The sequence below is a fragment of the Psychrobacillus sp. NPDC093180 genome, from assembly GCF_044754065.1.
Lineage (GTDB): Bacteria > Bacillota > Bacilli > Bacillales_A > Planococcaceae > Psychrobacillus.
The window spans coordinates 1-14098 of the sequence record NZ_JBIVOJ010000002.1 but is presented as its reverse complement, the minus strand read 5'-3'; the positions used below and the strand labels follow the sequence as shown (position 1 = coordinate 14098).

The 14098-nt window shown below is 36.8% G+C and carries 11 protein-coding genes; 2 read left to right on the top strand and 9 right to left on the bottom strand.

The genetic code is table 11. The features are described from left to right. Window positions 1–101 precede the first annotated feature (101 nt). The gene (locus ACIP9W_RS03280) at window positions 102–272 is read left to right on the top strand and encodes a hypothetical protein (protein WP_400785996.1); all 171 of its coding nucleotides are present in this window, start codon (window positions 102–104) and stop codon (window positions 270–272) included. Continuing rightward, window positions 250–849, top strand: coding sequence for a transposase (locus tag ACIP9W_RS03275; protein ID WP_400785994.1), 600 nt, complete (start codon window positions 250–252; stop codon window positions 847–849). Before ACIP9W_RS03280 ends, ACIP9W_RS03275 begins: the two co-directional genes overlap by 23 nt. Window positions 850–964: 115 nt before the next feature. On the opposite strand, the gene ACIP9W_RS03270 is transcribed toward ACIP9W_RS03275, so the two are convergent. The 9 genes from ACIP9W_RS03270 to ACIP9W_RS03230 form a co-directional block, all read right to left on the bottom strand. Next, window positions 965–1969 carry an ABC transporter ATP-binding protein gene (locus ACIP9W_RS03270; protein ID WP_400785992.1) on the bottom strand — a complete coding sequence of 335 codons (1005 nt, stop codon included), beginning with the start codon at window positions 1967–1969 and terminating at the stop codon, window positions 965–967. Next, window positions 1966–2952 (bottom strand): ABC transporter ATP-binding protein, encoded by a 987-nt coding sequence (locus ACIP9W_RS03265; protein WP_400785989.1) that lies wholly within the window; start codon window positions 2950–2952, stop codon window positions 1966–1968. The genes ACIP9W_RS03270 and ACIP9W_RS03265 overlap by 4 nt, the downstream gene beginning before the upstream one ends. A 43-nt stretch (window positions 2953–2995) precedes the next feature. Continuing rightward, window positions 2996–3889, bottom strand: a complete 894-nt coding sequence (locus ACIP9W_RS03260; RefSeq protein WP_400785987.1) for a serine hydrolase — start codon at window positions 3887–3889, stop codon at window positions 2996–2998. A 13-nt stretch (window positions 3890–3902) separates the two neighbouring features. After that, window positions 3903–4706, bottom strand: a complete 804-nt coding sequence (locus ACIP9W_RS03255; RefSeq protein ID WP_400786857.1) for an ABC transporter permease — start codon at window positions 4704–4706, stop codon at window positions 3903–3905. A 115-nt stretch (window positions 4707–4821) separates the two neighbouring features. Continuing rightward, a complete protein-coding gene (locus tag ACIP9W_RS03250) occupies window positions 4822–5742 on the bottom strand; it encodes an ABC transporter permease (RefSeq protein ID WP_282242923.1) in 921 nt (306 codons plus the stop codon). Between the two features lie 43 nt (window positions 5743–5785). After that, a complete protein-coding gene (locus tag ACIP9W_RS03245; protein ID WP_400785984.1) occupies window positions 5786–7354 on the bottom strand; it encodes an ABC transporter substrate-binding protein in 1569 nt (522 codons plus the stop codon). Window positions 7355–7550: 196 nt separating this feature from the next. Next, a complete protein-coding gene (locus tag ACIP9W_RS03240) occupies window positions 7551–8414 on the bottom strand; it encodes an Ig-like domain-containing protein (RefSeq protein WP_400786855.1) in 864 nt (287 codons plus the stop codon). A 414-nt stretch (window positions 8415–8828) separates the two neighbouring features. Beyond that, entirely contained in the window at window positions 8829–9917 is a 1089-nt protein-coding gene (locus tag ACIP9W_RS03235) for a response regulator (protein ID WP_400785982.1), read from the bottom strand. Beyond that, window positions 9918–12926, bottom strand: coding sequence for an ATP-binding protein (locus tag ACIP9W_RS03230; protein ID WP_400785980.1), 3009 nt, complete (start codon window positions 12924–12926; stop codon window positions 9918–9920). Between the last annotated feature and the right edge of the window lie 1172 nt (window positions 12927–14098).

Sequence of the window (14098 nt, the reverse complement as noted above, 5' to 3'; positions counted from 1 at the left end):
TAATTATCTTTTTTAATCCTCTAAATGCGATTGTTTGCTTTTTTATACATTTTACTTCCTACATCTATTCTTTTAAGCTAGAGGAAAAGGATGTGAAATATATGGTGGAGCAGGTGAGTACTGGGTTGGAAGGCATGAGAGGGCTTCGTGTGATTGTAAAGAAGAATATTCGAGATGAGAAAGACGCATGCATCACAATTGTATTGCCTGATGCTCAGATGAAAGAGTGGAAAGAGAAAAATAGAACCATTGAGCGAATTAACAATGGTTAGAAGAAAAAGAAACTGGCATCCAAATGGCTTCTTTCATATAATTATGCGCGGAAATAATCGTCAAAATATATTTAATGGAGAAAAAGACGTAAAAGAATACAAACGTATATTGAACTTTGTCTATGACAAATATCCCTTTGAAATTTTCGCATTCTGTATCATGTCAAATCATGTCCACTTTTTGCTTCGATCACCTATCGTCCCTCTAGGGAAACTAATGGCACCGATCAACAGAAGATATAGCGACTACTACCGCAAAAAACACAACTACACAGGACAAATCTACGAAAACCGCTACTACTCTAAAGAAATCATCGATCCAATTGGATTACTAAAAGTGAGTAGTTATATCCATCGCAATCCCATCCAAACTAAAGTCCCTATGGTTAAATCTTTAGAGCATTACCCATACTCTTCCTACCCATACTACTTTCACAACATGAAAAGCCCACACTCTTTTGTAAACTTAGAACTGCTACCGTCACTAATGCCAGGAGGAAGAGAAAAGACACCACAAGCATACGCAAAATATTGTGTAGAGTATGATGGTAAATCTGAAAACGTAGAAATTCAATAATACTCTTCAATAATTAATTGAATACAAAACGCCCTGTAGACCTCGTCTCCAGGGCTTTACTCATTCATTTTTAAATATTCTCCAGCTAGTTTTTTTGTGTAATTTTCTGAATTGTTTAGGAACCTGGCACCCAATCCGCCCGGTAATCCATATCATACATATGACAGTTAACAAACCGACCTGGTGCAACCTCCACTTCACGAGGAATCACCTGCTCACAAACAGCTTTCTTAAACTTACAACGGGTATGAAATGCACATCCGGATGGCGGATTGGATGGACTTGGAACATCACCGGTTAAAATAGTTCGTTCTTTTTTTACATCTGGGTCGAGAGAAGGCACTGCTGACATAAGCGCCTGTGTGTATGGGTGGAGCGGTTGTCGAAATAATTGTTTTTTATCGGACAGCTCTACAATTTTTCCAAGATACATTACACCGATTCGATCACTTACATGCTTTACTACACTCAAGTCATGGGCTATAAAAATGTAAGTTAGTCCCAATGTTTCCTTAAGATCTTGAAATAGATTTAAAATTTGTGCTTGAACGGAGACATCTAAAGCGGAAACTGGCTCGTCCGCAATGATGATTGCCGGATTTACGGCAATCGCTCTCGCTATCCCGATGCGTTGTCTTTGGCCACCACTGAATTCATGTGGATAGCGTCCTATATGGTTAGGGCTTAAGCCCACTTTCGATAATAAGTCTTTTACTTTTTCTTTTCTTTCTTTAGCACTTTGTCCTAGTTGATGGGTTGCTAGGGCTTCCCCAAGAATAGCTCCAACAGTCATCTTTGGATTGAGTGAAGCAAAAGGGTCTTGGAAGACAATTTGCATATCCTTTCGCAGCTTTCGTAAATCTGTTTGGTTTAAGGCTGTTATTTCGTTTCCTTCGAATTGGATCGAGCCTTCTGTCGGTTCGATTAGTCGTAGGATACTTCTGCCCATTGTGGACTTACCACAGCCACTTTCTCCTACTATTCCGAGTGTTTCTCCTTTATTCACTTGAAAGCTTATACCGTCAACTGCTTTTACAAAGTGTTTTTTCTTATTAAATAGGCTTTTCTTTATTGGAAAATAGGTCTTCAAATTCTTTACTTCTAGTAGCGGTTGATTCAAACCGACACCCCCTGCTCCTCATACAACCAGCATCTGACAAATTGTGAGTCTCGCTTAAATAATGGCGGGTTTTTCTTCTGACATTTTTCATGGGCATGCTGACAACGAGAACGAAATGGACATCCCGATTTTATAACACCAAGACTAGGTACGTTTCCATCGATAGGCGTTAGTCTTTCCTCATTTTCACTATCGATGTTCGGAACAGAGTTTAACAGACCAATCGTGTACGGATGTTTTGGTTGTTTAAAAAGAGTTCGCACATCTGCTTGCTCCACAATTTGTCCATAGTACATGACAATCACTCGATCAGCCATCTCAGAGATTACTCCTAAGTCATGAGTTATTAATAGAATGGCCGTATTATATTCTTGTTGCAGGGTATTCATTAAATCTAGTATTTGGGCTTGAATGGTCACATCTAATGCGGTCGTCGGTTCATCCGCAATGAGCAGTTTCGGATTACAGGCCATCGCCATTGCGATCATAATTCGTTGTCTCATTCCTCCAGATAGCTGGTGAGGATATTCATCTATAATGCTCTCTGCTCTCGGAATACCTACTTTTTTTAATATGTCGATCGTTTTTGCTTTGCTATTTGATTTATTGGCAAAACCGTGTAAATAAAGTACTTCGCTAATTTGCTTGCCGATTTTATGCACTGGATTGAGAGAGGTCATCGGTTCTTGAAAGATCATGGATATTTTATTTCCCCGTATGGTACGCATTTTCTTTTCGGAATATAAATTAATATCTTCCCCTTCAAACACTATTTCTCCCTCTGTGGTGCTAGTGCCTCTTTCTATTAATCCCATTAGGGAAAGAGCCGTCACGCTTTTACCACAACCCGACTCTCCCACCAGACCTACTGTTTCTCCTTCATTTATATGAAAAGATAGATCCCTAACAGCTGAGATTGTTCCTGCTTCATCATCTTGAAAGGAAATATTGATATTCTCGACTTTTATTAATTCGATTGTCAATGGTCTACCTCCTAGCGCTTAATGGACGAAACGAGTGATGTCTTTACTCACCGTTCATAAAATGCTGATAGGCAATTTCTGAGATACGTGCGATCGGCTCGTCACCTTTGTACTCTAGAGAACTACCTGTCGAATAGACCGTAATAACGAATTCTCCTTTGTTATCTGGTAGGTATACGATACCAGTATCGTTGAACATCGTTCCTAAACTGCCTGTTTTATTCGCCACTTTTTTATTTCTTGGCAATAAACCACCGATCCGCTGCTGAAAATGCTGTTTGAATAGGACTTCACGAATCTCTCTTGAACAAACTGGTGAAACAAATTCATCTAATGCAATCTTTTCTAATAATAGACTCATATCTTTCGCAGAGCTTACATTGTTTTCTGTACTATCTTGAAAAACGATACTATCCCAATCATAGTCACCTTCTATTAAACGATTGATAATCTCATCAAAAAGCTCTTTACTATAGGGCTTAGACGGGATACCGGCACTTAAGCTCAAAAGCTCCCAACATGTGTGATGAATATAAATATCCTTAAATCCCATTTGATGCATTCTTTCCTCTACATTATTTGCTCCACCAACTATACTCAGCACCTTATCGGTTGCTAAATTATCACTAACAATGATCATCATCGTTGCCAAGTCTTTTATAGTCGGCTCTATCCCATATTGCATTTCCTGAAATACACCGGAGCCCGGCACATAATCTTCTTCGTTTAATGGAACCCGATCTTGTAAATTAATTTCTCCGTTATACACTTTCTCATATAAAGTAGCTAAAATAGGAACCTTAAACACACTAGCCATCTGAAATAATTGATTTCCTTGAATATTTACTTCCTCTTGTGTCCCCAAATGTTTAATATAAATACCAAAATTAGCATCAATGCCTTCAATATAAGATTCAATTTTTTGTTGAAGCGTCATATAGTCTCTCCTTTTATTTTGATCGAGGATCTAAGGCATCCCTTAGCCCATCCCCTAATAAGTTAAACCCTAATACTACTAACATAATGGCAAGTCCCGGAAATAACGTCATCCACCAAGCTTGGCTCAAAAATGACTTTCCGACGAAGACAAGTGCTCCCCACTCTGGGTTGGGTGGCTGTGCTCCAAGTCCAAGAAAACTAAGTGCAGCTGCAGATAGAATGGAACTACCAAATTCTAAAGTTGCTAAAATAATGATAGGAGAAGCAACATTAAGCAAAATATGCTTGACTATTATTTTCCAGTCTTTCACACCAATTGCTCTGGATGCTTCTACATACTCTGTTTCTCGAATAGAAAGGACAGAACCTCTTACAACTCGTACAAAGGATGGGACTACAGAAATAGCTACTGCTATCATGGCATTCGTTAATCCGACACCAAGAACCGCTACAATAGCAATCGCCATAAGCAATGAAGGAAACGTCATCAATATATCGATAAATTGCATGATATAAATATCCAATTTGCGGTAGTACCCAGCAAGTACACCTAAAATAACTCCGATTGTGCCAGAAAGCGTCACTGCAAAAAGCCCCATTAGCAAGGAAACTCTTCCCCCGTAAAGCATTCGAGTCCAAATATCCCTTCCAAATTCATCTGTACCTAACCAATGTGCCATGCTCGGTCCTTGCAAACTATCTTCAAATTTCATTTCGTTGACCGGATACGGTGCTATAAATGGCGCAAAAGCAGAAGTAATGATAAAAAAGAGTAGAATCATGGCTCCAACTACAGCACCCTTATTTTTTTTCATTTTTTTTATAAAATGTGCTACGGAAGATTGAGCTTTTGTTTCGATATCAATTGGATCTGGATAAACAAGTGAAGTAAGATTGTTTCCCAGCATAATCTCTCCCCTCTAACTCCTATTATTCGTATTGAATGCGAGGATCTAACTTTGTATATAAAAGATCTACAACAAAGTTTACGATGATAATCATTGCAGCCATAAATAAGAGTAATCCTTGAACAGTTGGAATATCTCGAGTAGAAATCGCGGATACGATTAAACTTCCTAAACCCGGAAGCGCAAATACTGTCTCTGTCACAACTGCTCCCGCCATTAAATAGCCAAATTGCATGCCTATCAGCGTAACTACAGGGATGATGGCATTTTGTAAACTATGTCTAAATATAAGTCGATAAGAACCTGCTCCTTTTGCTTTTGCCGTGCGAATATAATCCTGTTTAATAACATCTAGCATGCTCGACCTAGTCATCCGGGCAATACTGCCCGCAGTACCAAGCCCTAAAGTAATCGAGGGTAGTATGAGTGAGTAAAATCCGCTATACCCAGAAATCGGGAAGATGCTTAGTTGGTATGAAAATAGAAGTATTAAAAACAAAGCAATCCAAAAGCCAGGAGCGGATATTCCTATTAAAGCCAGAACCATTGCAAGCTGATCGTAAATAGTATTTTTTTTCACTGCAGCTACTACCCCGATGATAATTCCAGTAATAGAGCCAAAAATAATACTATATAACGCTAATTGCGCAGTAATAGGAATACGATTTAAAATCTCTTCTACCACGGTGTAACCTGTTATATAAGAGGTTCCAAGATCGCCTTGGATAGCCTGAAACATATAAGAAAAATATTGGACAAGAATAGGGCGATCCAGCCCTAATCTCATCTCTAATTCCTTAATAGATTCCTCCGTAGCATAATCTCCTAAAATATGATTAACAGGATTGCCAGGTATCAAATGAATAATCATAAAAACTAGGACAGATACCCCAAATATAGTGATGATCATCGTGAATATTCTTTTGAACAAATAGGATGACAAGTAAACGCCTCCTCTGCTTCGGATTAGATTGTCAATTACTTATTTATTCTTTTACCTTCACGCTATTCCACTCGATCGTATTATTAATAGGATGAATTTCAAAGCTTTCAAAGTTGCGGATGGCAGTGACGTTTTCCTTTACGTACAATGGAATAAAAGGAGATTCTTCCACAAGCATTTCTTGCGCCTCTTCATACAACTTTGAGCGAGCCTCTTGGTCCATTTCAATAGCTGCTTTGTCTAAAATGCTGTATATATTCTCATTTTCATAATGTAATCTTTTCGACTTGTCTTTTCCGAATAGTAAAAAGTTCAGTACATCTGCATCTGGCCAACCGTAACTCCATAACAGCATTTCATGTACTCCTTTTGGCGTTTGTTCTATAATCGTTGCGGATTCCTTCACTGCAATATTTATTTTTACCCCTATCTCCATTAACTGATTTTGTATGACTTGTGCCGCTCTTTGGTTGGCTGGATCATCATCCACCCACAACTCCACCGAGAATTCCTTACCATCTTTCATCACGACGCCATCTTTATTCGTCTCATTCCAGCCAGCTTCAGCTAAAAGCTTTTTCGCTGCTTCAATATCTCTTGTATATTTGTCCCGAGCCATTGTCTCAATTTTTTCGCTATATCCAAACACTGTTTTTGGTAGTGGGCCGAATACCGCTTGCGCCTCTCCATTTAATGTGTTGTCGATAATTGACTCTCGATCAATCGCAAGTGCAAGTGCTTGTCTCACTTTTACATCTTGGAAAATAGGTTGCTTATTGTTCCATCCCAAATAACTTAATGTGTCACTTTGTACTCTCTTAATTGTTACTTCCGAATCTTTTTCAAGGTCTTCTATATATTGATAAGGAACATTTAACAAGACATCCACATTTCCTTTTTTAAATTCTAAAATTCTTGTTTCCTCGTCTGGAATAAATCTAAATTTCACACTATCAAACCCAGGTTTTTGGCCTTCCCAATTAAAATCCTTATAAGGCTCATATACAAGTGAATCTCCTCTATTAATCTTCACTAGCTTAAGCGGACCAGACCCACTAGGCTCTTTCTCAAATCCTTCCCCTTCTCCATTCAATACGGAAACATCCAAAGGTGCTAAAAATGGAGTCGTTGCATTAATAAAGAACGGAGCAAATTGATCCTTCCATGTAATTTTAAAGGAGTAGTCACTTAATACTTCGATGCTATCAATATCCCCTGCATTCGTACTAAATGGTGAAGAAGAAACTAACCGTTCAAAAGATAACTTCACAGCCTCCGCATTCACCGGTTTTCCCGAATGAAATACTGCATCCTCTTTCAAATTAAAAATAACTTCCTTCCCATCTCCAATTACCTCATAATCTGTAATTAGATTTGGTACAATGTTGCCGTCGTTATCAAGTTTTAACAATGTATCATATAGCGGTATATTGGCCTCACCAGTCGAAGAGGTACGATGAATATCCACAGAGTCTGGCTCCGAAACCAAACCAACCACAACTTCCCGATCATTGTCTTTTTTAGCACCTGAATCCTTTGAGCGAGTACATCCAGAGACGATAAGTACTAAGATAATTAACATCATAAAAACTATAAATCGTTTCCTGTACATGAAAAAATGACCCCCTGTATTTTTTATTTAATTCCTGAAAATGTTGTGAAGAATTGCTTGTCCTAATGAAATCTTATTAGCGTAGACTACTATATTCTTGGTGGTGTGAAGTTATGCGGAATTACACATAATTCCGATATAAGATAACAAAAAAAACAGACAATCCTGGGAAAAGAATTGTCTGTAGATAAAAAGTTTATTTGATAAAATCTATGGTATATTGTCCCTTAGTTGTTCCATCTTCAGCTAACACATCTACCCAAGATACGTAGATACTTGAAACAGTAGCTGCCTCTGAATAGACAAAATTATCATCGCCTACATTATACCTAAACGTATAACTTTGATTTGTCCCATTTTTAGATTTAATGGCATTTTTAATTTCTCCTATTGTTGCAGAAGGTTTCACCGTAATGAAGTTGGTTACATCGTTCACTTGCACTATATTCTTGTTTTTAGATACAATTCTACTTTCCGAATTGACAGGTGCAAGCACTCGGATGCTTTCTCTCTTTCCAGGTTCAGTAAACGTGACATATACTTTGGAAACTGATGAAATATCTTCGATTTGAATATCAGCTCTGTAAATTATTTCCCCATCGTCATTTAATACAGGACCCCGTCCATTATGATCATCAAATGATTTGGAAATATTTTGTCCGATTAAATTTCCTCCAATTTCTGAGTCATACAATTTCACTGTAAATCCCTTCGGAGCATATACAAAGATTTCATCTACCTTTGGAGTATTCAACACTGAGATATCTCCTGTTGGCGAACTCGTCAATGGCGGTGTTACAGAGATAGTAAAAGTCATTGTTACAGTACCACCATGATTATCATATGCTGTAACTGTTACTTCCGTTGAACCTACAGAGATTCCTTTTATAACCATATCCAGATTATTAGCAGCTAATGAAGCAGTTGCTATTGATGAATTACTAGAAGTGAACGTATAAGTTAATGTATCACCGTCATTATCCACAAAACGATTGCTAAGTGGAATATATATTGATTCATCAGTATTCAAGGTTGTGCCCGCATACGGACTCACCAAGATTGGTGCATGATTGCTATTTTCGCTTTATGCCTTCTCTTTTTCTTAGCTTTATAGCGAACCCTCACCGTACAGGCGACTTTCATCGCATACGGCGTTCCATCAGTAATAGTTGAAAGCTTATTTCCCCATTTTCACTATATAACTAACCTAAGTTTACATGCAACAAAATATTACGACAGTATTTTCAATTAATTGTTTTTATTTATTTTTTCCCCAATACTCCACAATAAAATACAGTATTCTTGGTCTAATATTAACTAGGGAGAACTTCTATTTGCTTTGTTTCGTTGCTACATCCTGCTGCAATTAATATTAAAGCTATAGCAACCAACCATTGTTTCTTCATTTTTTTAGCCCCTGTCATTTTACGGAAAATCCACCTCATTAATAAAAATCAGGTGGATTTGAACATCTTTATATGCTTTTCATTAAATCGATTAGCTTTTGCTGTGGTTTTATCGCTAAGTGGTTCCAGAGAATAGTTTTATACCTATTATAGACTTCTATCGCAGCCTCAAAATTACCTTGTTGGATATAAAATTGAACCAAGTATATTGTATACCGTTCTTCCCAAGGATCCATTTCTATAAGCCTTTCAATAGTTCCTTTAAGTACAGTATCTGTTCCAATAAAATTAGTAACGACGAATTTCTCTAAATACTGTGCAACCCTTTTCTGCAACTGCTCTCGTTCTTCCGTCGCCCAGTCATAATATTCTTCAGCTAAGTAATGATTCTTATATATATCTATAAGCTTTTTAATATCTTCTGCTTTTCCTGGTGATTGATCTAAGACTTTTTTTATGTTCTGCACATCACTATCTAACTCTACGGATAAGAAATAGCGCTCATCGAAATATTTTACCGAATCCTGATATCCATGATTTTTTAGTTCTTTTCGTAAATGATATACAGTTGTGTGCAATGCTACGGATGCTTTGTCTAACGTACGGTTTGGCCATAGCTCTTCCATAATTTTTTCTCTGTGTATAGGTTTATTTTGATGGATGAGATAAGCGCAGAACTCTTTTACTTTTTTTGTTCTCCACTTGATCAGTTCGTTTTGTGGGTCAAGCAGTCGAAAGCTTCCAAGAAATTCTGCTTTTAGTAATGGTGTTTCATAGGAAGATAGATCATTCTGCTTTCTTCGCTGAGTAATTCGTCGCACTGTTTTTTCTAACCGGCTTTTTTCGATCGGCTTTAGGATATAATCTACTGCCTGGACATTAAATGCTTCCAGTGCATATTCATCATAAGCTGTAACAAACACGATATCCGTTTGAAAAGCAGCTGAATCTAAAGTTTCAGCGAATTTTATTCCGTTCATTTCCTTCATCTCGATATCAAGAAACAGAATATCAGGTCTATGCGTTTCCAAGCTCTCTAATCCATCTAATGGTTTAGAAAACTTGCCTATAATTTCGACTCCTCCAATTTCTGTGAGCATTCCCTCTAATAACTGTAGCGCCAGAATTTCGTCATCGATCAATATGGCTTTCAACATTTAATGTCCCTCCTTTTCTCTGTGTATAAATGGAAATCTTAATTCCACTATTGTTCCTTCATTTTCCTCACTAGTTATTTTAATAGAGGCATTTTCATAATATTTTAATCGCTTTCTGATATTTTGTAACCCAACATTTTGACCGTTGTTTTTATCCACATTTACAATCTGTTGTAGCTTGTGTTCAGACATCCCTGTACCATTATCAGTAATTTGGAAAACGATGAGGCCATTTTCTCTTTTAACCATAAGCTTTACAGTTCCTTTTTCTTCTTTCATTTTTAAGCCATGAACTATAGCATTCTCCACAATAGGCTGCAAAATTAAAGGGGGAATAAAACAATGAATTGATTCTTCCATTATTACTTCCCATACTAATCGCTCTGGAAATCTTGTATGCTGAATGTTTACATAAGAATGAATCAGTGAAAGCTCCTTTTCCAATGGCACTAGACTATGCGTATTTTCAAAAGAAAAGCTTCCTCTCATGAAGTTTGCGAAATCTGTAATCATCGTACGCGCCTTATCCAAATCTATATAACTTAGCGAAAGAATTGAATTTAATACATTAAAAATAAAATGAGGTTTGATTTGGGCTTGTAAAAAAGCAACCTCCATCTTCACCGCATTTTCGGATGATTCCTTCATCAGGAGTAAATTTCTTATTCTAGTTTTTAACTCTGATGTATCTAATGGTTTGTGTAGGAAATCATTTGCACCAGACTGAAATGCCGCAACCATATCTTCAGGTCGAACAGCAGCTGTCAGCATTAAAATAGGAAGCTCGGAGGGTAGATAGGATTTTCTCAATTGTTGACACACTTCATACCCAGACACCTCTGGCATCATAATATCTAAAATAACTAAATCAATATCGGGATGCTTTTTCACCTGCTCCAAAACTGCCTTTCCACTGTCAACTGCAACAATAAAATAATCCTCTGATAAAAGCGTATCAATGAGTACTTTTAGATTCACATGATCATCATCTGCAATAATTATTTTTTTTCCAACCTTATTGCCGATAACGGAAGGAATAGGTAGTGAAAAAGTTTGCTTCGTCGCTTCATTTAATTGAATTGCTTTAGGTAACGTAACCGAAAAGGTAGTTCCTTTATTTACTACAGAAGTTACAGTAATGGTTCCATCTTGAATTTGAATAAGCTCTTTCGTCACACTTAAGCCTAAACCTGTTCCACCAGTTGCATTGCTGTATTGTCGAAAAGGCTCGAATATGAATTTTACATTCTCTGGAGCAATTCCAATGCCGGTATCACTAATTTCTATCACTAAGCTTTCTTTCTGTTCGTAGCATTTAATCTCTACTTTCCCTCGAATCGTATACTTAACGGCATTATCTATTAAATTATATAAAATTTGTCGAAGTCTTTCCTCATCAGCCATGACAAATTGCCCTCTTTGTATATGATTTACGATTTTCAAATCTTTGTCTATCATATACATAAAAGTTTCCACAACGACATGCGTTATAGCAAATAAATCTACTGAGGTAATGCAAACTTGCAAATCTCCTTCTTTTAGTTTCGAAAAATCCAAAATATCATTTACTTGATTAGATAAACGTTGAGCAGTCCCTACTATTAACCCCATCTTCTCTTCTTGATCTTTAGTTAATGAAGATTCTCTACCCTCTAACATTGATTGTGAAATGGCGATTATTCCATGTAAAGGAGTTCGAAATTCATGAGAGGTCTTCGCAAGAAAAGAATCCTTCAATTTATCTACCCGTAATAGAGCTTTAGATAACTCCTCCTTCTTTAAAAAGGAATCCATGAAACGATGGGAAATATAAAGCGATAGCATTGCTAAACATATAAAAGGAAATAAAGGTGGCAAGGAATCCATCGCATAATTTGACATTACATTTAGCGTTCCGACAGTGAAATAAATAAAAATCGTGAAGGTACTAAAGAATAAGTAAGAGGCTCCTACAGCCTTTTTAGATATTGCAATAATTTGTAAAAAGATGATATACACTAAAACGATAAATATATAGAGAGAATAGTAGATTTGTAGGCTTGAGTTAAGCTTTACGGGGAGTAACGCAGAACCCGTTAATAAAATACCAACTATACAAAGAAATTTTACGATCCTTTTATTCGCAAATCGCTTTAGAGATGAGTTAAAAAAACATAGCATAAACAAACCTATCCAAATACTTGATACTGACTGGATTCTTTCGAAAAAAGCATAGGGTGTAGCAGGGAATAGCTCCAAAAACACCTTCTCTCCGTGAGAAACTGCGTACAACACATTGGCAAAACAAAATAGAGAAAAGAACAGCTGCTCTACCCCAATCCTTGCATGCAAATATGAACCTAAAAAATATATAAACATAGTAGAAAAAGCTGCAATGGTTACCCAATCATATGCAAGCGATCCTTCCCGGAGTTTTCCGATACTCTCTTGATTTCCAATAAAAATAGAACCTAAGATTCCACCACCAGAAGCATAATCAAAATTAGCAACCTGTACAATCATTTCTAGCTCTTTATCATTCGGAGAAAAATAAGCGACATACGGAATATTATGAGCTGTATAACTATCGTCTTCTGCCGGATTCCCGCTGTTACCTAATAGTTTTCCATCTATATAAATAGCATTAGACATGCGGATATTAGTTGTTTTTATCCCTAAGACTTCTGGTGAATCATTTAATAAGATTTTAAGTCGATACGTGCCACTAGTATACTTTGACAGCTTTTGACCATCCATGTCATAGTCCGTCCAGAGCGAGGGTACTTCAACATGATACGATTGTTGCTTATCAAAAGCTGTAGAATCTACCAGCTTATTCGGAACAAATTCCCACTCTCCATTCATTTCTACTGGTTCTGCTCCTTCGAACTCATAATTCTGTATATCTAAAACACCGTTCACTGCTTTTGGTGAAAGTGGTTTTTCTTTTACAAGTATTGAATTTAGGGCAAATGCACTTATAAGTAAGAGACCGATTATAGTGATGATTTTTATGTAGTTTTTTTTCATGCGAAGTGTATCCTTAGATTGTATATTTCTAAATCTCATTTTTAGATAAACTGATTGTAAGTGGAAGCACTGGTTTATACAATACTTTTTTATGGCTAAGCGTTGCATTCTTATTTCAAGACTAGGGAAATACTCAAAACTATAAAAAAGCGAGGTATTGGACGATTGATTTGTCCAATACCTCGATAAGTTAAACTATCTGCAACTTTTTAATACCTCTGTAAAATAAAGATTTGTTGACTCAATAATCAAATGAATTATTTTGTAGCTGATATTTAATATAATCCAAGTTTAAAGCAGTATCACCTCTTTCAAACTTGAACATAACAGTTGCTCCTGCAGGAATATTAACATTTATTGTTTTTTCAACATATGTGCCAAAATCTGACCCTGTTTTAGTAAAGTTAAAATTTTGTCTTACACCATTGATATACAGACCAATACGACCATCTCTATTAGACGCATAGGCAACCGTTAATGCATTTGTTGCATATAAACTATTAAATGTTACACTGCGACCGTTCTGATCGATACTGCCAACTAGTTTTCCACCAGATGTATTTGCATCATCCCCTACACTTGGACCAACTAAAAGTGCATTTTCTGCTTCTAAAAGTATTTCTATGCTATTCTCGTCTTATACTTTCTCAGTCTATAAGTTTTATAACGAGCCTACACCGTACAAGCGACTTTCATCGCATACGGCGTGCCGTCAACAGTTAATCTTTTTTCTTATTTCCCCGAACTCATTCTACTATGCTTCACTTGACAAATTCTGTACAAATTCGACAAAAGCTGATATTACTATCCAAGGAAGATGGTAACAACGTCATATCATTTTGAGAAATAGTGTTACAGTATCCCCATCTTTACCTTTTGGAACATTTTCTACAATAAGATGATATCTCTTGAAGAAGGCTTAGAGAATAGGGTACTAAACCCTGCATTCAGTCCTCTTATAATTTTTGCGTTTTTCAGTACAATTGGAGCTTTGTTTTACACTAATAACCTCCACTCTATGTAATGGTTAAATATACATTATTCTAAAATACTTTTTTTAAAAAAAAAGATGCACATAATAGAGTAGGCGCATGAAAATTAATTCATGCGCCTCTCGCAGATCCGTACGTGCGGGTCATCGCATACGGCTCCTCCATGCTTATCCCCTTTGG